Raw genomic sequence first — 20,199 nt, forward strand, 5'->3', positions numbered from 1 at the left:
ATGGCCTACACACAGAAGCAACTCGACGCGGTCGAGCAGGCGATTGCGCGTGGCGAAAAGATCGTGCGCTATGCCGACCGCACCGTTGAATACCGCTCGGTTGATGAACTGATCCAGGCCCGCGACCAGATCCGTACAGGTCTTGCCAGTGCAGCGGGTCCGCGTTCGCGGGTCGTTCGTCTCTCTCATGGGGGCAAGGGATTGTGAGCACACGCTTCCCCACATTGACCCGTTCGGGGTTTGTGCTGCCGTCGCGGATGAAGGCCAGCTATGAAGGTGCTGCAGACGGTCGGCGTTCTGCAAGCTGGGACGCGCCGGATACCGGCGTCAACAGCTTGATCATGCCTGCTTTGAGCAACTTGCGTTCGCGCTCTCGGGCGGCTGTGCGAAACGATCCTTACGCGGCCAACGCGATAGACCGTCGAGTCAGCAACCTGATCGGCACCGGTATTACCCCGCAGCCGAGGATCAACGACAAGGCATTGCGTCGCCTGCTGCAGGATCTGTGGGAGGACTGGGTAGATGAATCGGATGCCGATCAGCTCACGGACTTCTACGGGCAGCAAGCCTTGGTGGCGCGCACGGTCGAGCAGTCCGGCGAATGCTTCATCAGGTTGCGACCCCGGCGTATGGAAGATGGGCTGGCCGTGCCTCTGCAGTTGCAATGCCTGGCCCCGGAGTTTGTACCGCACAACAAGTTCGAGGTGACCAGCAGCGGCAACGTTATCCGTGCCGGGATCGAGTTCAATGGCTTCGGGCAGCGGGTTGCCTACTGGTGTTATCGCTCGCATCCCAGCGACATGGCGGCGTTGAACTCCGGTTACAACATGCTGGTGCGAATCCCGGCCAGCCAGATGCTGCACATCTTTGAGCCGGTCGAACCGGGCCAGTTGCGCGGTGTTCCCCGCTTGGCTCCAGTGCTCAAGCGTCTGCGAAGTTTGGACAACTACGACGATGCGGTGCTGTTCCGCCAGGAAGTGTCGAACCTGTTTGCCGGTTTCATTCGCAAGCCTGCAGACAATGGCCCGCCGATGATGGACCCCATCACTGGCGCACCGATCAGTCACGGCTCTGACGGCTTTACGCCCATGGTCGCGCTTGAACCAGGGACCATGCAGGAGTTGCTGCCTGGTGAGGAAGTTGAGTTTTCAACCCCTCCCGATGGCGGCAACAACTATCCCGACTTCATGCGGCAGCAACTGATGGCTGCTGCCGCTGGTGCTGGGTTGCCGTATGAGCTGATGACCGGCGATATGCGTGGCGTGAACGACCGGGTCATCCGTGTTGTGCTCAACGAGTTTCGTCGACGCCTGGAGCAGCTTCAGTTCTCTGTCTACGTCCACCAGCTCTGCCGCCCCGTGCGTGCTGCCTGGATGGACCTTGCGGTGCTCTCGGGCGCGCTGGATCTGAACGATTACGCACAGAAGCGGCGCGAGTACTTGCGCACGCGCTGGGTGCCGCAGGGTTGGTCCTACATCCACCCGGTTCAGGATGTGCAGTCGCGAATGATGGAAATCAACGCAGGGCTCGGTTCGCGCAGTGAGATGTGCCTGCGCACCGGAACGGATGCCGAGATCGTTGACGAAGAGAACGCCGCCGATGCGGCACGTGCCCGTTCGCTGGGCTTGAAATACACGACCTTGTTGCCAGTCGATGAGGAACCCGACGAAGAGGAAAAACCATGAAACCGCTCAAGCCGTTTCGCATTTTCAACAAGGCCAAGACCACCTTGCCGGTGGAGGATCAGCACTGGTATCGGATCAAGTCCGAGGCTCAGGCTGAGCAGACCACCATCGAGATCTACATCTATGGTGAGATCGGCGGATGGGGCATCACGGCCAATCAGTTCATTCAGGACTTGAAAGCCATTGATGACGGCGTGTCGCCGGTCGTCGCGGCTTTCAACACCATCGGTGGCGATCTGTTCGACGGCCTTGCGATTCACAACGCACTGAACCGGCTGGGCGAGCGTTGCACGGCACGTATCGATGCACTGGCTGCCAGTGCCGGTAGCGTTGCGGCGTGTGGCGCGCACCGCATGGTCATGGCTTCCAATGCCATGCTGATGATTCACAACCCGTGGACCTGGACGGCTGGTGATGCCGAGGATCTGCGTAAGGTTGCCGATGTGCTGGACCAGACCCTGGAAGCGATCATCGCGGCCTACAAGGCCAAGTCACCAAATATCGACGAAGTCGAGCTGCGACGGATGGTCAATGACGAAACCTGGCTGACCGCGCAGGAGGCATTGGCCTTGGGCCTGGCAGACGAGATTGGCAACGGGGTAGAGGTCAAGGCCTGTCTCGGTCAGGGTGCTGTGATGCAGCGTTATCGGCAGACGCCCAAGGCTCTGTTGCAACAGCTCAATACTGTCGATCAGCCAGACAACCCGGACACTTTGCCGAACAAACCAGACCCAAACGAATCATCGGGTGCTGACCAAGCCAAGCTGGCGCTGATGGTCACCCAGGCGTGCGGCAAGGCAGGCATCAGTAACCTGATCGAGCCGCTGATTACTTCGACCGGGCTTGCTGATGAAGCCACTGTTCAGGCGGCTATTACCCGTGCCAAGTGTGTGCGTGACTTGTGTGTCGCGGCCCGGTTGCCTGAGCTGACCGCTGAGTTCGTCAAGGCAGGCCTGGACAAACAGGCCGTGCAGGCTCGTCTCTTCGACAAGCTGGTCACCAGTGGTAAGGGCTTTGAGATCGATAACAGCCTGCCGCCTGCTGATGACGAGCCTGAGAAAATCCAGGCGCAATTACCCACCCCCAGCTCGATCTATTCTGCTCGACGGCAGGCAGCAGCTGGTTCTCGAAAAGGAGCATGACCATGAGCAAAATCAAACAAGAGCCGGTACACGCCGGTGAATTCCTGCTGAGCGAAGGCAATGGAAATATCTCGCGAGAGGCGATTGCCGTGGTCGCTGGACCGGCCTTGATGGCAGGTCAAGTGCTGGGGCAGATCGCGGCCACGGGTGAGTTTGCCCCTTACAAGCCGGATGCCGAGGATGGTTCTGAAAAGGCGGTGTGTATCCTTTTTGCCTCGCTGGGTGAGTCGGATGTCTCCCGCCGTGGCCGTGCCGTTGTGCGTCTGGCTGAGGTCAGTGAGGCCCTGCTGACGGGGCTGGATCTGGACGCAGAAAAAGCGCTGTTGGCGAACACCATCATTCTCCGCTGACCCGGTCCTTTCTTTCTATTCAGACCCCGCCCTATGCGGGGTTTATTCATTCTGGAGTACCTCATGGCTGATATCGCCATTTTTGAAGATGACGCCTTTGGCGTTGCGGCATTGACTGCTGCGATCAATGAGCAGGAATACGTGCCGGGCCGCTTGGCGGCTCTCGGCTTGTTTGAAGAAGAGGGTGTGACCACGCTCACGGTGCAGATCGAGAAGGATGGCGACAAGCTGGCGCTCGTTCCGGCAGGTGAGCGGGGCACATCCGGTCTGGTGGTCAATGGGAGCAAGCGTATATTGCTGCCTTTCAACACTGTGCATTTGCCGCAGACTTTTTCAATCATGGCCGATCAAATTCAGGGCGTTCGTGCTTTTGGTACGCAGACCGAACTACAGGCAGTTCAGGACGTCGTAAATGCCCGTCTGCTGAAGGTCCGTCGTCAGTTGGATGCTACTCATGAGTTTCATCGCATGGGGGCGGTCAACGGCAAAGTGCTTGATGCGGATGGCAAGTCTGTCCTGCTCGATATCTATGACCGTTTCGGTGTCTCGCGTCAGCGCATTTCGATGAAGCTGAACGATAAGAGTGAAGATGCCAATGTCCAGGTTCAATGCGTTGAGGCGCTGGACATGCAAGAGGATGTGCTGGGCAGCGTTACGACCACGGGTGCGCGTGCCTTCTGTGGTAAAACCTTCTGGACAAAGCTCATTGCTCATCCTTCGGTTGTTGATACTTACAAGGGCAGCCAGCAGGCAGCGGCCCTGCGTGGTGATGGCCGAGCGACCTTCGAGTTCGGTGGTATCTCATGGGAACGCTATCGCGGCAAGGTTTCAGGCATTGCTTTTGTCCCCGACGACGAAGCTCGTCTGGTGCCTGAAGGTGTTCCTGAGATGTTTCTCTCGGTTTATGCGCCTGCCGACTACATGGAGACTGTCAACACGCAGGGCCTGCCGTATTACAGCAAGCTTGAGCCAATGCCCTTTGGCAAAGGCGTTGCCGGTGAAGCGCAGTCCAACCCGCTGCATATCTGCACTCGTCCACGTGCAGTCATCAACCTGACGCTCTAACCATGGGCTTTCGCGATGTGATCAATGCCGTGGACGACACGGTGTTTGACGTGCTTGGCGACACGGCGCTCATCGAGGGCCGCGAGGTGCTGGGTATGTTCTCGGCACCCTGGCTTCAGCCCAAGATGGGCCGCATCAATACGGGGTTGCGTGAACCGCACCTAGTCATCCGCGTCGCGGATTCCGAAGGCGTTCAAGAGAAACAGTTGGTACGTGTCGACTTACCCAAGCCTGATGGTGGCGGTGAGTACACGCTTGTCCGTGTCGAGCCGGGCGGGGACGGGCTTGTCACTCTGATTCTGAGGATCAACCCATGAGCATTGGTAGCTTCTATAAGCAGTCTGCACGCGATGGCATGATCACGTTGCAGCCTTCTGCTAAGGATCTTGAGGCCTTCAGGGATTTTGCGGTTGCGGCTCCCAGGGCTGCTGCAACAGCTCAGCGTCGTGCAATCAATAAGACTCTGCGCTGGTTGCGTACGCACATTGCAAGGACTGTGAGCCGGTCAGAAAAGATTGCTGTTACGGCAGTTCGGCAACGCCTGCGTGCTTACCCCGCGGGCAAGGAAATGGAGGGCAAGCTTTGGTTTGGACTCAATTCAATCGCTGCGAGCCGAATCGGGCGTGTTCGGGAAACCAGTCGTGGCGTCTCGGTAGCGGGGCGCACTTATGAAGGGGCTTTCTTCAAAAAGGTTTACGGCCCCTGGCGTGATATCTGGATACGCAAAGCCAGCAAGCACTGGGATGCAGAGAAGTATGGCCAGGATGCTTCGCTGCAAAGAACCGGCTGGATCGCTGAAAACAGTGGTCGCTTCCCTCTTTTCTCCGCGAGTGTTTCTCTTGAGGAGGCTAAATCGCCGTTTGAAAAATGGGTGAAGTTGGCGGATGAACGCTTGATTGTTGTTCTCAAGCAGGAGTTCAACTTTGAAATTCAGAAGTATCTGAAAGGTGGTGCGCGTGGCTGATCAAGGTTTTTTGCTCGACGATCTCTACACGGCTATTGAATCCCACATTCGCGATGCAATATCTGGTTTGCTCTATGTGGGTACCATGCCCGATATGCTTGAGCGTGTGTCTCTACCAGCAGTTGTTCTTGAGCTTGTCGAGCTTGAGCCGGGTGTGGATCAGGGCACTGGAGAAACAGCTCTTGTGTCCCGCATTGAGGCGCGTGTGATCGTAGGTTCTGAGCAGCAAGCCTGTCAGCAGCAAGCTGCATTCGCTGCCTCACAGATTGCCGTGCTATTGCGTGGTCAGACGTGGGGGCTTGAGGTCAATCCCGCCGAGTTCGTCCGGGCCGCTCAAGACTGGACGCGGCCCGAGCTTGATAGTTATGCAGTCTGGGTTGTGGAGTGGACTCAGGGCATTTACCTCGGTGCTGAAGAGTGGCCCTGGCCGGATCAGCCACCCGGCACTCTCGTGCTTGGGCTGGGTGATGATGCGCTGGACGTCGGCCTTGAGGTTGAGCGATGAGTTACGTGTCAGCCCAGCATGACCGGATGCTTGCTGGGGTCATCAAGGGTTGCTACGTGGTTGCAGTGGATCTGGCTGCATCACCGCCGGTGTGTCGCGTTTCTGATGGAAGTGATTGGGTCAGCGCATGGGTGCGCTGGCATGCGCTGGCCGCAGGGAAGGCCAGGCACTGGCGGGCACCCTCAATCGGTGAGCAGGGCGGTTTGATCAGCCCGAGCGGTGACCCGGCTCAGGGGACGTTCGTGCCTGGCCTTTACGGCAATGCCGGTGCGCAGCCGGACAACCGTGACCACGTCGAGGTCTGGCGGTTCGATGACGGCGGCTCGCTGGTTTACGACTGGCAGGCCAAGAGCTACACCATCGATCTGCCCAGTGGCACGGTCACGATAAAAGTCGGCGGCAGCTCTGCGGTTGTCACCGACAGTGCAATTACAGCAACGGCCAGCACGATCACGCTGGCCGGTGACGTCACGATCAGCGGGAAGTTGAGCGTGGCGGGAGATATTCACGGCGGTGGCCAGATCATTGATACGGGTGGCAACACACCGAATCACAAACATTAAACCCGGCCCGCCCAGTGCGGGCTTTTTTAGGCCTGGAGAAAACTGATGGCAACTGTGAAAACTGATAAAGCCGAAACTGTAGACGGTGATCAAGCAGCGGGGCAGGTCGTTGATTTGCCAACTGGGCCAGCTATTGCGGTGTCGACCTTTCGCGACAAGGCCTACATGTCGCGTGTGCTGATCATGCCAGGTGACCGTCAACTGACCGTTGCCAAGGCGCGCATTGAGGTGGGTACGAATGACAAGGTCGCGCTGGACTTTCTCAAGACCCACCCGGACTTTGAGTTGATGCCTGCATGATAGGGATGGACCGCCGCACCGGCCAGGCCATTTCCGGCATCGATCACTTGCGGCAGTCTATCGAAGATATTCTGAGCACGCCTGTCGGCAGCCGCCGAATGCGGCCCGAGTACGGCAGCCAGCTCCGCCGCTTTGTCGACCTGCCGGTGAACGAAGGCTGGAAAAGTGCCGTTCAAGCCGAAGTTGCTCGGGCGCTTGGGCGCTGGGAGCCTCGCTTGAAGCTTGAGCGTGTTCGCGTTGTATCTGTCGTTGGCGGCCAGATCACGCTTGAACTGACCGGCGAATACGTGGGCAGCAGTGCAATTCTGGAGGTGACGGCATGACTACTGTTGATCTGTCGGCGTTGCCCGCGCCGCAAGTGCTTGAAGACCTGGACACTGAAGATGTCTACCAGCAGGAGCTGGCGGCGTTTCGATTGTTCATGGGTGAAAACTGGACCGCGCTGTTGGAAAGCGACCCAGTAGTCAAGCTCCTTGAGTTGGGTGCTTACCGGCAAGTCAGGAACCGAGCGCGCATCAATGATGCCGCGAAGTCTCTGCTGTTGGCTTACGCGAAAAAAACGGATCTTGATCAGCTTGCAGCGAATGTCAGGCTATCGCGTCTGGTCATTCGTGCTGAAGACCTGACTGCCGTGCCGCCTGTCGCGGCGGTGATGGAAGAAGACGATGCCCTGCGAGAGCGCATCCAACTGGTCTATGAGGGCTTGACCACGGCCGGGCCGCGTAACAGCTACATCCTTCATGCCCGCAACGCCTCCGGTCTTGTGGGTGATGCCACGGCGGAAAGCCCATCACCAGCCGTTGTAGTCGTCACGGTCCTGGCGCTGGAGGGTGATGGTGTTGCAGGCCCTGAGCTGCTTGAGCAGGTGCGGGATGGACTGAGCGATGACGATGTGCGCCCTGTCGGCGACCGACTCACGGTCCAGAGCGCCGAGGTTCTGCGGTACAGAATCGATGCCGTGATCCACATGGCAGGAACTGGGCCGGAAAACGAAGCGGCACTGGCCGAAGGCAAGGCCCGCTTGCAGGCCTGGATCAACCCTCGTCGTCGCTTGGGCGTTGAGGTTGCACGCTCGGCGATTGATGCGCAGTTGCACATTGCCGGGGTCAGTCGGGTTGAGTTGCCGGGCTGGTCAGACATCAAGCCAACCAAGGCGCAGGCGGCCTGGTGCGAAGGTTTTGATGTGAAGGTGGGGACTTGAGATGCCCGGTTTACTTCCTCTCAACAGCACGTTACTTGAGCGTGCTGTTGAAGCGGCAACAGATGAAGCGCTCGATATCCCGCTTCGCACGCTCTACAACCCTGACACCTGTCCGGCCCATCTGCTGTATCACCTGGCCTGGGCGTGGTCAGTAGATCGCTGGGACGACACCTGGTCAGAAGCCATCAAGCGCTCTGTGATTCGCTCGGCGTTCTACGTGCATGCGCACAAGGGCACGATTGGTGCCCTTCGGCGTGTTGTTGAACCCATGGGCTATCTGATCGATGTCGAAGAATGGTGGCAGACAGTGCCCGAGGGCGTGCCCGGAACCTTCGCACTCAATGTCGGTGTGCTCGATACAGGCATCACTGAAGAAATGTATCAAGAGCTTGTGCGTCTCATCGACGATGCAAAGCCGGTGAGTCGGCATCTGACCGGCCTTGCGATCACCCTGGCCAGCACAGGCTACCTGAGGCTTGCTGCAGCCTTGTCAGAGGGTGAAGAAATCGACGTGTATCCGCCTGCTCTGAACGACATCGATGTCACCGGAAGCTTTGGCCATGTCGGCCACGAACATCAAATTGAATACCTGGATGTGTACTCATGACGACTGCAAACAGTCAGTTCTTCGCGATCCTCACGAAAGTCGGGGAAGCGAAGCAGGCGAACGCCAATGCGCTGGGCTTGCCCTGGACGTTTTCGCAAATGGGGGTGGGTGATGCGAACCTTACTGACCCGGTGCCGGATCGGGAGCAAAACCGGCTTATCAACGAAAAGCGCCGGGCACCGTTGAACCAGATCAAAATCGACGCGGCGAACCCGAATGTCATCATCGCCGAGCAGGTGATACCGCCAGATGTCGGGGGCTGGTGGATTCGTGAGATCGGCCTGTACGACGCGGACGGTGATCTGGTCGCAGTGGCGAACTGCGCGCCCAGCTTCAAACCGACACTCAGCCAAGGCACGGGCAAGACGCAGGTTGTACGGCTCAACATCATCGTGACAAGCACTGCGAATGTGCAGCTCAAGATCGATCCTTCGGTTGTGCTCGCCACCCGTGATTACGTCGATACCTTGATACTGAATATTCTGCCGCCGAACAAGAAGGCCGGGACCTACACGCAGGTTCAGTTCAACGAGCGCGGTGTCATGCTCCGGGGGTGGAACCCGACGACCCTGGTCGGTTACGGGATCACGGATGCGCTGAGCAAGTCAGGCGGATCTCTGGCGGGAAATCTCTGGTTCGAGCCTGATTTTAATCTCTACCTGCAGCCAGGCTCTGTAAACGGTTGGACTGCCGGGCTGTTGGCCACTGACAAGCAGGGCGCGATTCGGGCGGGCGTAGGGTTCGGTGGCTCTGCTGATGGCTCTGTACTGAATGCTTTTTTCGGACTGGGTGAAACGCCTTGGTCAAGTGGGAAAGGGGTCCGTGTTACGGCGGCCGGTGTACAAATAGAGGGACAGCTGACGGCGGTCGGCTCAGGCCTGACCGGCGTGCCCTGGTCGGGACTGACTGATGTCCCTCAGGCAGCGGAAGCGAAGCTTGGACTGGCAAAGGTAGCGACGACTGCGCAAGTGAATGCCGGTGCTGACGATGCGGTGATCGTGACTCCGAAAAAACTGCGTGCCGGTTTTTCTGCGCTGCTGGCAGACAACGGCTACATAGCGCTTCCGAGTTGGTTGGGTGGCGTAATCTTTCAGTGGGGCAGGGTAACGAATGTCCCTAAAGCAACCGATGCCACAGATGCGGTTGGCCCGACTCAGGACTTGACCCTGCCTCTCACGTTCCCAGGTGCGCCCTGGCGGGCTCTTGCAACGATGAACTATACGACCATGGGTACGCGGTCTGCGTTTACGCCCGGTTGCACGATTGTCTCGAACTCGGTCATCCGCGTTCAGAACAACTACACGGGTTCGGGCGGCCAGATATGCTGGTTCGCCATCGGCAACTGAGGAGTTGAGACGATATGAAGATTTTTTACAGCCCCTCAGCCAGCGGTTTTTTTGATGCGGCAATCAACAGTGCGGCGCAGATTCCCGATGATGCCGTTGCGATTACCGCTGCCCGGCGCAATGAGTTGCTTGAGGGGATTGCTACAGGCCTGGTCATCCGGGTTTCGGATGCCGGTGAGCCGGTCCTTGTCGATCCTCCGGTCGATGCAGGGTATGTCGCAACGCAAGAGCGGGCCTGGCGTGACTCGGTTATCGAGCAGTTGAAATGGCTGAGTGAGCGACACCGCGATGAACAGGACATGGGGCGGCCGCTGACGTTGACTGACGACCAGTTTCTTGAATTGCTCAACTACCTGCAGCTTCTGCGCGACTGGCCGCAATCGCCGGATTTTCCCGATGCTGAAAAACGGCCGGCTGCTCCGCCATGGATCGCCGAACAGATCAAGTAAACGCCCCGCACTGACGGGGCGTTTCATTTCCACCTGCAGCACATCACTCACTGCCCCGCATCGTCGGGGCTTTCTCGTTTCTGGAGATTGTTCTATGAGCTTTTTTCACGGCGTGACGGTCACGAACGTCGACACCGGGGCGCGCACCATCTCGTTGCCCTCATCGTCGATTATCGGTCTTGTCGACACCTTCACAGAGGCTCCGGCCTACAGCGCAAAGCCCAATGATCTGGTGCTGATCACGACCGAGCGCGAGGCCATTGCAGCCTTCGGCCCGGACTCGGCGATTACAAAGGCCTGCCAGGCAGTCTTCGTCAAAGCGAAGGCGGTCATCGTTGCATGCGGTGTTGCGCTGCTTGCAGATGCGGCGCAGCAAGTCTCGGCGATCATCGGCGGCGTAACTGTCGCTGGTAAACGTACCGGCCTGCAGGCGCTGCTCGATGGCAAGAGCCGTTTCAACGCGCAGCCGCGCTTGCTGATCACGCCGAAGCACAGTTCCACCCTGGCCGTTGGCACGGCTCTCGTCTCCTTGGCTGACAAGCTTCGGGGGCTGGCGATCATCGATGGCCCGAACACGACCGATGAAGCGGCGATGGAATATGCCAAAAACTTCGGGGCCAAGCGCGCTTACATGGTCGATCCCGGCGTGCAGTACTGGGATACCACTGCGTCTGCGACGGTCGATGCGCCTGGCTCGGCGTGGGTTGCTGGGCTGTTCGCTTGGACGGATTCGGAGTACGGGTTCTGGGCATCGCCGTCGAACAAAGAATTGTCCGGCATCACGGGCACAACCCGCCCAATCGAGTTCCTTGATGGCGACGAAACCTGCCGGGCAAACCTGCTCAACAACGCGAACATCACGACGATCATTCGTGACGATGGCTACCGCCTGTGGGGTAACCGGACGTTGTCGAGCGATCCGAAGTGGGCGTTCGTCACTCGCGTACGCACGATGGACATCGTCATGGACGCGATCCTCTACGGACACAAGTGGGCGGTCGACCGCTCGATCACAGCGACTTACGTGAAGGACGTGACCGAAGGCCTGCAGGCGTTTATGCGCGACCTCAAGAACCAGGGCGCGATCATCAACTTTGAAGTGTTCGCGGATACCGAACTGAACACTGCATCGCAACTGGAACAGGGCAAGGTCTACTGGAACATTCGTTTCACGGACGTGCCGCCTGCCGAAAACCCAATTTTCCGTGTTGAAGTCACCAATCAATGGCTGACCGAAGTGCTCGATGCCGCTTAAGGAGCAAACAAGATGGCAATGATTCCACAAGTGTTGTTCAACCTGAACCTGTTCGTTGACGGGGTTAGCTTCAGCGGTGATGTGACCAGTCTGACCCTACCGAAGATGACGCTCAAGATGGAAGAGCATCGGGCTGGTGGTATGGACGCGCCGATCGAAATGGACATGGGCATGGAAAAAGGCGAGGCCTCTTTTGTCAGTGTCGGTGTTCGTCGCGAGTCGCTCAAGTTCTTCGGGCTTTCAGATGGTACGGCGTTCAACGGTGTGTTCCGTGGAGCTTTCAGGGGGCTGAAGGGCGCGGTGACTCCAGTGATTGTCACGCTGCGAGGGACGCTGAAAGAAGTCGATATGGGTGACTGGAAGCCCGGTGACAAAGCTGAGATCAAACATGCCGTAGCGCTTACGTACTGGAAGGTCGAGGTGGACGGTCGTGTGATGTACGAGATCGATCCGCTGGCTTCCATCCGTGTCATTGATGGTGTTGATCAACTCGACGCTGTTCGTTCGGCCCTGGGCCTTTAAGGAGTTTTGTCATGTCTGATGCACTTAAAAGCTGGATGACGCTGACTGCCGATGGCGTCTCTATCAAGCTCGCCCGCCCGGCTGAAATGAACAGCGTGAAAGTCGACACGATCACAATGCGAGCCCCGACTGTTCGGGATGTGCGAGCCGCATCCCAAGCTTCAGGTGGTGATGAAGAACAGCGTGAGCTGACGCTGTTTGCCTCGCTTGCCGAAGTCGGTGTGAAGGATCTGGAAGGCCTGCAAATGAAGGACTACAACCGCCTTCAGGCCGGGTATTTTCGCCTGGTCAAAGATGACGAGCTTTGACCCTGCATTGCAGAAACGCGCTGCAAAGCGGCTGGCTGCTGAACTGGGCTTTTCTGCAGACGAGATCATGTCCATGTCTTTCTCGGACATGATCTGGTGGCTCACTGACTGAGCCTTTTCCTACTCAAAATGAGGTGAGCGATGGCGAACAATCTATCGCTGGGCCTTGTGATCGGCGGCGCTGTCAGCTCTTCGCTGGGGTCTGCGTTCAGCTCGGTCGAAGGTCGTATCAATAAACTGCAGCAGGCGGGTAATCGGGCCAAGGTGTTGAAGAACACCATCGGCGAAACGATGCGTCTGCGTGACGAATGGAAAAAAGCCCACGACAGCGGCTCGGCCTCAGCGTCAGGCCTGCTGCGCAAGCTTGAAGCGAATCTGGACGGACTGCGCAAGCAAGGCGTGCAGGTCAACAAGCTGCGGCAGGAGTATCAGTCCCTCGGCAAGGTTGCTCAGGGGATTGATCTGAAGGTCAAGGGCCATCAACAGGTCGAGCAGGGCAAGGCGGGGATGAAGTCAACCATCGGCACGGCGGTGGCCGGTGTTGGTGCGCTGGCTGTGCCGACAAAGATCAGTGCTGACTTTCAAGCGATCATTCGTGACATCGCGATCAAGGCGGGTGTCGCGAACAAGCCCGAAGAGAGTCAGCTCACCACAACGGTTATCAAGACCTCTCAGGACACGGGGCTTGCTCGCAATGACGTGGCCAACCTGGTCAATCAGTTGGTCGGCGCAGGCATGGAGCTGGACAAGGCCCTGTCCTACGCGCCTGTTGCTGCGAAGTTTTCGGTCGGCCAAGGATCGGGCGGTGAAGACACGGCAAAAATGATCATGGCGCTGCAGCAGAACGCCAAGATCGTTGACCCCAAAATCATGGAAAAGGCCCTGGAAGGCATCGCGCTGCAGGGTCAGGCGGGCAGCTTTGAAGCGGCGGACATGGCCAAGTGGTTTCCTCAACTACTGGCAAGCATGGAAAAGAGCGGCAGCACGGGGCTCGATGCCGTGGGCCAGCTCGGCGCGATGCTGCAGGTGCAGATGAAAACTGCAGGTGGCTCTGACGAAGCTGCCAACAACTTGAAAAACTGGATCGAGAAAATCGGTTCCGGTGATGTCGTCAAGGCCTACAAGGATGCGGGCATCGACTACCAGGCATCGCTCAATACAGGTATCCAGAAAGGCATGTCGACGCTTGAGTCGAGCTTTGCTCTTGCTCAGCGCTACGTTCAGGCTACTGATCCGAAAAAGGCCAAGCAAATGGCTGACGCTATGGCCGGTATCAGCAAGGAAGCTGACCCGGTCAAGGCAAAGTCGATGTTGGAATCGCTTGAGAAGTCATTGCGAACGGGCGATCTGTTCGCTGACATGCAAGTGAAAGCGGCGCTGACGGCGTTCTCTCAGAACAAGGCGCTGTATGACCAGCTCAAGACTGATGCAAAAAACGCGACCGGCATTCTCGACAAGAACCTGGCAGAGCGTCGTGAGACCTCGTCTCAGATTTGGGCTGAGACGTTTCAGTCAGTCAACGATGCGATGCGCAGTATCGGTGATGCCATTCGTCCGGCGACGGACGCTGTGGCTAAGGGGATCACTGCAGTTGCAAAGGGCTTCACGGGGTTATCGGATGGTGCGCAGCCTGTTGTCTTGGGTATCGCTGCGGTCGGTGCCGGGTTCCTGGCGCTGAAGGGCGCGGCAAATGCCTTCCAGATCGGCAAGGGTTTACTGAACATCGGGCGTGGATCGTTGCTTGGCGGGAATCCGAACAAAGTTCAGAAGGTCTTTGTGACCAACTCTGGCGACAAGGATGATAAGCCTGAAGGGAAAGTGGGGCTTGCTCGCGGCTTGCTGGAAACCGGGCTCAAGGCATTTGGCAAGAAAGGAGATAAGCCCGGCCAGGCCGGTGCCGACGGTGATGATACGCCCGAGGCTGGTAGCAAGGGATTCAATCCGATTGAAACAGGCCTGAAGGTGCTGGATCTGTTGGGTGAGGCACGCAACGACGCGGACGGTAGCGCAGGTCCGGGTGGTAGCTCTGAACCGCAAAAGGTCTTTGTCGTTAATGCCAACGCCTTTGGTGGTGCCGGGGCGGGTGGCTCGGCCGGGGCAGGTGATCAGCGACGGTCGCGGCGTAATCGTCGGCGCGGTGGTGCCGGTGGTCGACGTGGTGGGCCTCCTGCGCCACCACCCGCACCGCCTGCTCCACCACCTCCGGCCGGACGCCTGGCGCGACTGACCGGTGCTGCAGGAAAAATCGGCGGTGTGGCGAAAATGATACCGGGCGGCAAGTTGCTCGATGCCGGAATGATGGTCCTCGACACGTATCAGAATGCTGAAACTCAGGATGAGAAAGCCGAAGGCTATGGCGGGGCTGCCGGTGGTTTGGGTGGCGCGCTGGCCGGTGCGGCAGCGGGTGCGGCGTTGGGCTCGATTGTGCCGGTGATCGGCACGGCGGTCGGTGGCGCTGTTGGTGCATTCTTGGGCGGCATGGGCGGTGAAAGCCTGGGTGGTTTTCTGGGCAAGGCCTTGTTCGGCTCTGACGATAAACCCAAGGCTGTGGCCGAGGTCAGTGACAGCGCGAAGCCTGCGCCGGGTGATGTCGTCAGATCGATGGAGTCTGTGTCAGCGCCTGCGCAGGCATTACCCGCCATCGTCAAAGCTGCAGAACAGAGCAAGCCTGAACCGCCGAAAGTCGATCAGAGGTTCACGTTCTCGCCGAACATCCCCGTAAGCGTACAGGGCGATGTGAAAGATCCTGCGCAGCTTGCGCGAGAGATTGCACCGTACCTGAAACAGCAGTTCGACGAGTTCAGTCGGCAAGCTGCAGCACGTCAAATGTTTGATACCCCGGATGTGGCCTAAGGAGGTGAGATGGCATACGCAGAACAACTGCAGTCAGGGCTGAAGTCGATTGTTGCGGCCGGTGAAGCGGGGCGGCGAAACATGGATGACATGCTTGGCCCCATGAACGGGGCGATCAGCGATATCACCGGCGCGGCATCGGAGCTTGAGAATGTTCCGTTTGTTGGGCCAGCTGTGGGGGCAAAGCTGCAGCGCACGATGCGGGCGATCAATGCGGCTCAGGCCAAGGTCGGCCATGTCGTGTCGACGTACAGTCGTGCAACAACGGCGCTGTCGCAGGTGCAGGAGCGCATGGGTACGTTGAAGGAACAGGCGGCCAAGGCCGGAGCGGCGATCAACCGGGTGGCGGGCAACATCAGTCCGTCCCTGGCGAACATTGTACCGACCGGCAGCCTCGGGCTTGATGCAACACCGGCACCTGAGGCCGTGAAGCCGTTCCCGCATCTGCTGATCATGCAGCCGCTCAAGCCCGATGCGCAGCCTTATTACTTCAATCTGGACACGGCTGCGTTTGACGAGCTGAGACGGCAGACAAGTTTTCGGTGGGCCGCGCAAGAGCGTCTGACGCGCAGCATTGCGCAGCAAGCGGTCGGGCAGGGTGAAGACAAGTTGAGCTTGAAGGGCACGATCTTTCCGGGTTTCAAGGGTGGGCTCAAGCAACTGGACACACTGCGCAGCATCGGTCGCAATTTGCAGCCGCTGAGCCTTACAACAGGGTACGGCGAGGTGCTGGGTAACTGGTGCCTGCTCAGTGTCGATGAAGATCAAAGTAACCTGCTGGCTGGGGGCGTCCCGCGCAAGCAGGGCTTTTCACTTGAGTTTGTGAGCTATGGCGACGACATGCAGAACGTCTGACGGGGATCTGCTCGATACCCTGTGTTACCGCTTTTACGGACATTTGAATGGCTCGGTCGAGCGGGTGCTGGATGCGAATCAGGGTCTGGCAGATGAGCCACAACCCTTCCGGGCCGGTGTCCTGATCGTGCTGCCGGATATTGTGGCCACGACTCAGGAAAGCATTCAGCTCTGGGATTGAGCGCTACCACCCATCACCCAGCCCCGCCTTGAGCGGGGTTTTCTTTCCTTGAATTCAAACAGGCAGCTTGGACCATGAAGCGTATAGGTGTGTCCAGCCCATAGGAAATCCTCTTTGAGCGATTAATACTTTTTCAGATATCTTTCGGCGCAGCTCATCATATCTATCTTCAATCAGTCCAAGGCAAAGTAACAGCCCTATCGTCAGCAGCGCTCCACCAATAGTGCTAGCTGTTCTACCTGCATGAAGAGCTTCGTTTCTGAGCGTGTAGAGAAAGTCGATCCCAGACTCTTGCTCTTTGGCAAATATCTTAAGTTCGTCTATAAGTTGTTGTAGTTTCTTTTGTAGTAAAGGATTTTTTTGATTTATTATGGCGAAAGAAAGGGCATCTGACATTGAGCTGCAATTGGATTTCTTCTTGTACAATCTATCTTCTTTGGGTAGGTTTTTTTTAATTGTGAATGGCTGTGTTACTTTTCCGTCTTGATTCATGTATTCGTGTAAGGTTTTTCTGCTCAGGGCCTCAATCAGAGGGAAGCCCATATGAGCCATGATGTTTTCCTTTTGGTCTTTTTGATACAGATGTACTGAGAATGCTACTTGATCAAGTGCGGCACATAGACTGGTTGATAACAAGCTGCTTAAGTCGGAATCGCCATATATTAGGTTTGGCTCAAAGTCTGAAATGAAGTCTAGTAATATTGCTCCCGTCCATGACCAGAAAAGGTAGTGGTCGGGCGTTGTGAAACTTCCTCTGTTTGCAAGGAATAAATTTTTTCCTATCTCTGATCCCAAAGTAATTAGTTCGTCAAAGTCTAGGATATGAGGTTCTATTCCGTTGTTGAAAAGTAATGTCTGGTCCCACCCAGTCGGCAGTTGAAAGCCTCCTGCATTATTTCTCAAGATGTCACGTAGGTTTTTACTTAGTTCTTCTATTTTCTCTTTCATACGTATCTCCATATGCGTTGGCTTTCGAGCTTAGCATAGAGAAAACCAGCCCGCCTTGAGCGGGCTTTACTTTTTTGGAGCCGCAATATGCAGCCAACTTTTCGTATTGTTGCCGATGGCAAAGACATCACGGCATTGATTAATGACCGGCTCCTTTCGTTACGCACGACAGACAAGCCGGGTCTGGAGTCAGATGAGTTTGAGTTGCGCATCGATGATCGCGATGGCGCTGTGTCGTTGCCGCGGCGCGGTGCTGGTATTGAGGTTCACTTGGGTTATGCCGGGCAGGCACTCACAAAACTCGGTAGTTACACGGTCGACGATATCGATGTTTCGGGTCCGCCTGACACCCTGGTGATTCGTGGCAAGGCCAGCGATATACGGGGAAGTGGCAAGACGACACGGAGTGGCAGTTGGGAAGACGTTCCGCTGCAGCAGATTGTTAGCGACGTGGCCGCCCGTAATAGCTGGGAGCCTGTATGTCCTGTGCAAACGAAGGTCCCTCGCGTTGATCAGCTCAATGAATCGGACTTCAACTTCATCACCCGCCTGGCAAAACAGTATGACTGCACGGCGAAAGTCGCTGACGGCAAGCTGCTGGTCATGCAGCGGCAGGCCGGGCAGAGCGCAAGCGGCAAAGCCTTGGGCGTTGTCACGATCAATCGCAGCGATGTTTCGCGTTGGCAGTTCAGGCTCGGTGACAAGTCCGCGCACAAGGCTGTGCAGACGAAGCATCAGAACAAGAAGGACGGAAAGCTGCAGGTCGTCCAGCTCAGCAACGATGAGTCACCAGACGGCCTGCCTCCTGTTCATACGGATCGGCACATCTACCCGAACAAATCTGCGGCTGAGCAAGCGGCCAAGGCCCGGCTGGCTGCGTTCAATCGCAGCACGGCGGGCGTCAGGCTGGAAATGATCGGTCGCACGGATCTGTTCGCTGAACGAATGATCAGCGCTCAGGGCTTCAAAGACGGGCTGGACGGTGAGTACCTGGTCGATTCAGTCGAACAGGTTTTTACCCAGTCTGGCTGGACGACAAGTGTTGAGTGCAACGGCGGCAAGTCCGGCAAAGCCAAAGCCAAAGGCAAGAAAAAGAAAGAGGCCAAGCCGCTCAAGGTTGAAAAGCTTTAATACACCACATGCAAGGAGACAGACGAATGTCTATTACAGCGCAGCAACTGCTGCAGATCCTCCCCAACGCCGGCCAAAGAGCCGGCGTTTTTGTTCCTGCTATAAACGCGGCCATGGGCAAATACGGCATCGTCACGAAGTTGCGTGTCGCCGCGTTCATTGCGCAGATCGGGCACGAGTCCGGCCAACTGCGCTATGTGCGCGAACTCGGGAATGACTCGTACCTGGACAAGTACGACACCGGCCGTCTGGCCGAGAGGCTGGGTAATACGCCCGAAGATGATGATGACGGCCAGCTCTACCGTGGACGTGGGCTGATTCAAGTCACCGGCCGGGCCAACTACGCCGCTTGCGGTGAGGCGCTGGGTCTGGATCTGATCGCCAAGCCCGAGCTGCTGGAGCAACCCGAGCATGCCGCCATGTCCGCTGGCTGGTTCTGGCATCGGGCGAGGCTGAATAACCTGGCAGACCAGGGCGACCTGCTCACGATCACTAAGCGCATCAACGGCGGCACGAACGGTCTGGCCGACCGGCAGGCTCTGTATGACCGTGCGCTGAAGGTGCTGCCATGACCGCGTGAAAGAAGTGTCCGCAACAAAATGAAAAGAGCGACCGGCTGAAGTGCGTCAACACATCGGCCGGTCGCCGTCCTGCAGATCGTACCTGCAAGCCAGCCAAGGCTCTCGCTTCGTGCACAAAGCGCGGCGAGCCTAGCACCTGTTTATATATACAGTAAAGGTCTTGCTCTCAATGTCTTCACCCATCGTTCCGTGGATGGGCGGCAAACGCCGCCTGGCCGACCGTCTTATCCCTCTGTTCCCGCCTCACGAATGCTACGTCGAAGTATTCGCTGGAGGTGCGGCCCTCTATTTCATGCGTCCACAGGCTGCTCCTGTTGAGGTATTGAACGACATCAATGGTGACCTGGTCACGCTGTATCGTGTTGTCCAAAATCATCTTGAAGAGTTCGTGCGTCAATTCAAATGGGCGCTCAGTTCGCGCCAGGTGTTTGAGTGGCAGAAGATGACTCGCCCGGAAACCCTCACAGACATTCAGCGTGCCGCCCGTTTCTTTTATATGCAGCAGCATGCCTTTGGCGGCAAGGTCAGCGGCCAGACGTTCGGTACCGCGACGACAGCACCGGCGATCAATCTGCTCCGGATCGAGGAGAACCTGTCAGCGGCCTGGCAGCGACTCTCGGGCACCTACGTCGAAAACCTGCCCTGGCTAGAATGTGCTGAGCGTTATGATCGGGTTCACACATTTCACTACATGGACCCGCCGTACTGGCAAACTGCCGGGTATGGTCTAGATTTCCCCTTCGAGAACTACGAGCGAATGGCCGACTTCATGCGGCGCTGCAAGGGCAGGGTGATGGTCAGCATCAACGACCACCCCGATATTCGGCGGGTGTTTGAGGGGTTCCACTTTGAGACGCTTGATATTCGCTATACAACGACGAATCAGCGGCAGGGCAAAGCCAGTATGTCTGCTGAGCTGGTGATCATGAACTGGACACCTGAATCGTTGGGAGGCCTTTTCTAGGTTGTTAGGAGTGAATGTTTTTTATGATCTCATTCTTGGCCTAAAAGTATTAGTACGGAAAACATATACACAAATTGGTGTCTGTTAAACGATAGAGTTTTCAATCAGCTGAGGTAATGAAATATGTTCATAGGAAGAGTCGATTTAGGAAATGGCGGTAGCGTCGGTGTTGTGTTGATACCACTCAAGGGAACCAGCTTTGAGAGCGATTGGACCGCTGATACAAAACTTGTCTTGGTCTCACTGCTGAGCCCGGTCGGAAGGGCGTGCACTTATGGTAAAGGAATGGGACATCATCGTCTTATGGATAAAATGAATCTTTCAGAGTCAGACGCAATTGGTCTTTCTGCGTGGCTTGATACCCAGCTGTAGCCGAAAAATAAAATCGGCCATCGCAGCCACGGTTGTAGTGGTCAACTTTTTC

At 57.2% G+C, this 20,199-nt stretch carries 25 protein-coding genes; 24 read left to right on the top strand and 1 reads right to left on the bottom strand.

Translation table 11 applies throughout. The features are described from left to right. The 21 genes from ALQ04_RS12815 (at position 1) to ALQ04_RS12915 (ending at position 16,151) form a co-directional block, all read left to right on the top strand. Entirely contained in the window at positions 1 to 207 is a 207-nt protein-coding gene (locus ALQ04_RS12815; protein ID WP_122316127.1) for a phage head-tail joining protein, read from the top strand. Beyond that, complete coding sequence (locus ALQ04_RS12820) at positions 204 to 1,685, top strand: phage portal protein (protein ID WP_122316128.1); 1,482 nt, start codon at positions 204 to 206, stop codon at positions 1,683 to 1,685. The genes ALQ04_RS12815 and ALQ04_RS12820 overlap by 4 nt, the downstream gene beginning before the upstream one ends. Further along, positions 1,682 to 2,827, top strand: a complete 1,146-nt coding sequence (locus ALQ04_RS12825) for a head maturation protease, ClpP-related (protein ID WP_122316129.1) — start codon at positions 1,682 to 1,684, stop codon at positions 2,825 to 2,827. Before ALQ04_RS12820 ends, ALQ04_RS12825 begins: the two co-directional genes overlap by 4 nt. A 2-nt stretch (positions 2,828 to 2,829) precedes the next feature. Beyond that, a complete protein-coding gene (locus ALQ04_RS12830) occupies positions 2,830 to 3,177 on the top strand; it encodes a head decoration protein (RefSeq protein WP_122316130.1) in 348 nt (115 codons plus the stop codon). A gap of 63 nt (positions 3,178 to 3,240) precedes the next feature. Next, a complete protein-coding gene (locus ALQ04_RS12835; RefSeq protein WP_122316131.1) occupies positions 3,241 to 4,242 on the top strand; it encodes a major capsid protein in 1,002 nt (333 codons plus the stop codon). 2 nt (positions 4,243 to 4,244) lie between these two features. Further along, positions 4,245 to 4,559, top strand: a complete 315-nt coding sequence (locus tag ALQ04_RS12840) for a hypothetical protein (protein ID WP_122316132.1) — start codon at positions 4,245 to 4,247, stop codon at positions 4,557 to 4,559. Beyond that, positions 4,556 to 5,206: a hypothetical protein gene (locus tag ALQ04_RS12845; RefSeq protein WP_122316133.1), complete on the top strand. Its 651-nt coding sequence runs from the start codon at positions 4,556 to 4,558 to the stop codon at positions 5,204 to 5,206. The genes ALQ04_RS12840 and ALQ04_RS12845 overlap by 4 nt, the downstream gene beginning before the upstream one ends. Beyond that, positions 5,199 to 5,711, top strand: a complete 513-nt coding sequence (locus tag ALQ04_RS12850) for a hypothetical protein (protein WP_122316151.1) — start codon at positions 5,199 to 5,201, stop codon at positions 5,709 to 5,711. Before ALQ04_RS12845 ends, ALQ04_RS12850 begins: the two co-directional genes overlap by 8 nt. Then, positions 5,708 to 6,274, top strand: coding sequence for a phage baseplate assembly protein V (locus ALQ04_RS12855; RefSeq protein WP_122316134.1), 567 nt, complete (start codon positions 5,708 to 5,710; stop codon positions 6,272 to 6,274). Before ALQ04_RS12850 ends, ALQ04_RS12855 begins: the two co-directional genes overlap by 4 nt. A gap of 45 nt (positions 6,275 to 6,319) precedes the next feature. Beyond that, a complete protein-coding gene (locus ALQ04_RS12860; protein WP_122316135.1) occupies positions 6,320 to 6,574 on the top strand; it encodes a hypothetical protein in 255 nt (84 codons plus the stop codon). Continuing rightward, positions 6,571 to 6,897 carry a GPW/gp25 family protein gene (locus tag ALQ04_RS12865; protein WP_122316136.1) on the top strand — a complete coding sequence of 109 codons (327 nt, stop codon included), beginning with the start codon at positions 6,571 to 6,573 and terminating at the stop codon, positions 6,895 to 6,897. Before ALQ04_RS12860 ends, ALQ04_RS12865 begins: the two co-directional genes overlap by 4 nt. After that, positions 6,894 to 7,775 carry a baseplate J/gp47 family protein gene (locus ALQ04_RS12870; protein ID WP_122316137.1) on the top strand — a complete coding sequence of 294 codons (882 nt, stop codon included), beginning with the start codon at positions 6,894 to 6,896 and terminating at the stop codon, positions 7,773 to 7,775. Before ALQ04_RS12865 ends, ALQ04_RS12870 begins: the two co-directional genes overlap by 4 nt. A 1-nt stretch (position 7,776) precedes the next feature. Then, the gene (locus ALQ04_RS12875) at positions 7,777 to 8,382 is read left to right on the top strand and encodes a phage tail protein I (protein ID WP_122316138.1); all 606 of its coding nucleotides are present in this window, start codon (positions 7,777 to 7,779) and stop codon (positions 8,380 to 8,382) included. Beyond that, positions 8,379 to 9,728, top strand: a complete 1,350-nt coding sequence (locus ALQ04_RS27270) for a phage tail protein (protein ID WP_183142165.1) — start codon at positions 8,379 to 8,381, stop codon at positions 9,726 to 9,728. Before ALQ04_RS12875 ends, ALQ04_RS27270 begins: the two co-directional genes overlap by 4 nt. 14 nt (positions 9,729 to 9,742) lie before the next feature. Next, positions 9,743 to 10,177 (top strand): phage tail assembly chaperone, encoded by a 435-nt coding sequence (locus ALQ04_RS12885; protein ID WP_122316139.1) that lies wholly within the window; start codon positions 9,743 to 9,745, stop codon positions 10,175 to 10,177. A 94-nt stretch (positions 10,178 to 10,271) separates the two neighbouring features. Further along, positions 10,272 to 11,432 carry a phage tail sheath family protein gene (locus ALQ04_RS12890; protein WP_122316140.1) on the top strand — a complete coding sequence of 387 codons (1,161 nt, stop codon included), beginning with the start codon at positions 10,272 to 10,274 and terminating at the stop codon, positions 11,430 to 11,432. 12 nt (positions 11,433 to 11,444) lie between these two features. Beyond that, positions 11,445 to 11,954: a phage major tail tube protein gene (locus tag ALQ04_RS12895; RefSeq protein WP_122316141.1), complete on the top strand. Its 510-nt coding sequence runs from the start codon at positions 11,445 to 11,447 to the stop codon at positions 11,952 to 11,954. A gap of 35 nt (positions 11,955 to 11,989) precedes the next feature. Beyond that, on the top strand, positions 11,990 to 12,262 hold the full coding sequence (locus ALQ04_RS12900) for a phage tail assembly protein (RefSeq protein WP_122316152.1): 273 nt from the start codon (positions 11,990 to 11,992) through the stop codon (positions 12,260 to 12,262). Between the two features lie 141 nt (positions 12,263 to 12,403). Continuing rightward, positions 12,404 to 15,115 carry a phage tail tape measure protein gene (locus ALQ04_RS12905; protein ID WP_122316142.1) on the top strand — a complete coding sequence of 904 codons (2,712 nt, stop codon included), beginning with the start codon at positions 12,404 to 12,406 and terminating at the stop codon, positions 15,113 to 15,115. 9 nt (positions 15,116 to 15,124) lie between these two features. Continuing rightward, positions 15,125 to 15,970, top strand: coding sequence for a phage tail protein (locus tag ALQ04_RS12910; protein WP_183142166.1), 846 nt, complete (start codon positions 15,125 to 15,127; stop codon positions 15,968 to 15,970). Next, positions 15,945 to 16,151, top strand: coding sequence for a tail protein X (locus ALQ04_RS12915; RefSeq protein WP_122316143.1), 207 nt, complete (start codon positions 15,945 to 15,947; stop codon positions 16,149 to 16,151). Before ALQ04_RS12910 ends, ALQ04_RS12915 begins: the two co-directional genes overlap by 26 nt. A 54-nt stretch (positions 16,152 to 16,205) precedes the next feature. On the opposite strand, the gene ALQ04_RS12920 is transcribed toward ALQ04_RS12915, so the two are convergent. Further along, entirely contained in the window at positions 16,206 to 17,099 is an 894-nt protein-coding gene (locus ALQ04_RS12920) for a hypothetical protein (protein ID WP_122316144.1), read from the bottom strand. Between the two features lie 87 nt (positions 17,100 to 17,186). Here ALQ04_RS12920 and ALQ04_RS12925 point away from each other — a divergent pair, with 87 nt between their 5' ends. The 3 genes from ALQ04_RS12925 (at position 17,187) to ALQ04_RS12935 (ending at position 19,775) form a co-directional block, all read left to right on the top strand. Continuing rightward, positions 17,187 to 18,230: a phage late control D family protein gene (locus ALQ04_RS12925; protein ID WP_122316145.1), complete on the top strand. Its 1,044-nt coding sequence runs from the start codon at positions 17,187 to 17,189 to the stop codon at positions 18,228 to 18,230. A gap of 26 nt (positions 18,231 to 18,256) precedes the next feature. Continuing rightward, on the top strand, positions 18,257 to 18,802 hold the full coding sequence (locus tag ALQ04_RS12930; protein WP_122316146.1) for a glycoside hydrolase family 19 protein: 546 nt from the start codon (positions 18,257 to 18,259) through the stop codon (positions 18,800 to 18,802). A gap of 178 nt (positions 18,803 to 18,980) precedes the next feature. Next, the gene (locus tag ALQ04_RS12935; RefSeq protein ID WP_122316147.1) at positions 18,981 to 19,775 is read left to right on the top strand and encodes a DNA adenine methylase; all 795 of its coding nucleotides are present in this window, start codon (positions 18,981 to 18,983) and stop codon (positions 19,773 to 19,775) included. Positions 19,776 to 20,199 lie beyond the last annotated feature (424 nt).

It is taken from the genome of Pseudomonas cichorii (genome assembly GCF_003700275.1).
GTDB lineage: Bacteria > Pseudomonadota > Gammaproteobacteria > Pseudomonadales > Pseudomonadaceae > Aquipseudomonas > Aquipseudomonas cichorii_B.

What these genes read in the sequence shown, in the direction of transcription:
- ALQ04_RS12815 (WP_122316127.1), top strand. Translation starts at nt 1, where the DNA reads ATGGCCTACACACAGAAGCAACTCGACGCGGTCGAGCAGGCGATTGCG.
- ALQ04_RS12825 (WP_122316129.1), top strand. Translation starts at nt 1,682, where the DNA reads ATGAAACCGCTCAAGCCGTTTCGCATTTTCAACAAGGCCAAGACCACC.
- ALQ04_RS12830 (WP_122316130.1), top strand. Translation starts at nt 2,830, where the DNA reads ATGAGCAAAATCAAACAAGAGCCGGTACACGCCGGTGAATTCCTGCTG.
- ALQ04_RS12835 (WP_122316131.1), top strand. Translation starts at nt 3,241, where the DNA reads ATGGCTGATATCGCCATTTTTGAAGATGACGCCTTTGGCGTTGCGGCA.
- ALQ04_RS12840 (WP_122316132.1), top strand. Translation starts at nt 4,245, where the DNA reads ATGGGCTTTCGCGATGTGATCAATGCCGTGGACGACACGGTGTTTGAC.
- ALQ04_RS12845 (WP_122316133.1), top strand. Translation starts at nt 4,556, where the DNA reads ATGAGCATTGGTAGCTTCTATAAGCAGTCTGCACGCGATGGCATGATC.
- ALQ04_RS12855 (WP_122316134.1), top strand. Translation starts at nt 5,708, where the DNA reads ATGAGTTACGTGTCAGCCCAGCATGACCGGATGCTTGCTGGGGTCATC.
- ALQ04_RS12860 (WP_122316135.1), top strand. Translation starts at nt 6,320, where the DNA reads ATGGCAACTGTGAAAACTGATAAAGCCGAAACTGTAGACGGTGATCAA.
- ALQ04_RS12865 (WP_122316136.1), top strand. Translation starts at nt 6,571, where the DNA reads ATGATAGGGATGGACCGCCGCACCGGCCAGGCCATTTCCGGCATCGAT.
- ALQ04_RS12870 (WP_122316137.1), top strand. Translation starts at nt 6,894, where the DNA reads ATGACTACTGTTGATCTGTCGGCGTTGCCCGCGCCGCAAGTGCTTGAA.
- ALQ04_RS12875 (WP_122316138.1), top strand. Translation starts at nt 7,777, where the DNA reads ATGCCCGGTTTACTTCCTCTCAACAGCACGTTACTTGAGCGTGCTGTT.
- ALQ04_RS27270 (WP_183142165.1), top strand. Translation starts at nt 8,379, where the DNA reads ATGACGACTGCAAACAGTCAGTTCTTCGCGATCCTCACGAAAGTCGGG.
- ALQ04_RS12885 (WP_122316139.1), top strand. Translation starts at nt 9,743, where the DNA reads ATGAAGATTTTTTACAGCCCCTCAGCCAGCGGTTTTTTTGATGCGGCA.
- ALQ04_RS12890 (WP_122316140.1), top strand. Translation starts at nt 10,272, where the DNA reads ATGAGCTTTTTTCACGGCGTGACGGTCACGAACGTCGACACCGGGGCG.
- ALQ04_RS12895 (WP_122316141.1), top strand. Translation starts at nt 11,445, where the DNA reads ATGGCAATGATTCCACAAGTGTTGTTCAACCTGAACCTGTTCGTTGAC.
- ALQ04_RS12900 (WP_122316152.1), top strand. Translation starts at nt 11,990, where the DNA reads ATGACGCTGACTGCCGATGGCGTCTCTATCAAGCTCGCCCGCCCGGCT.
- ALQ04_RS12905 (WP_122316142.1), top strand. Translation starts at nt 12,404, where the DNA reads ATGGCGAACAATCTATCGCTGGGCCTTGTGATCGGCGGCGCTGTCAGC.
- ALQ04_RS12910 (WP_183142166.1), top strand. Translation starts at nt 15,125, where the DNA reads ATGGCATACGCAGAACAACTGCAGTCAGGGCTGAAGTCGATTGTTGCG.
- ALQ04_RS12915 (WP_122316143.1), top strand. Translation starts at nt 15,945, where the DNA reads ATGGCGACGACATGCAGAACGTCTGACGGGGATCTGCTCGATACCCTG.
- ALQ04_RS12920 (WP_122316144.1), bottom strand. Translation starts at nt 17,099, where the DNA reads ATGAAAGAGAAAATAGAAGAACTAAGTAAAAACCTACGTGACATCTTG.
- ALQ04_RS12925 (WP_122316145.1), top strand. Translation starts at nt 17,187, where the DNA reads ATGCAGCCAACTTTTCGTATTGTTGCCGATGGCAAAGACATCACGGCA.
- ALQ04_RS12930 (WP_122316146.1), top strand. Translation starts at nt 18,257, where the DNA reads ATGTCTATTACAGCGCAGCAACTGCTGCAGATCCTCCCCAACGCCGGC.
- ALQ04_RS12935 (WP_122316147.1), top strand. Translation starts at nt 18,981, where the DNA reads ATGTCTTCACCCATCGTTCCGTGGATGGGCGGCAAACGCCGCCTGGCC.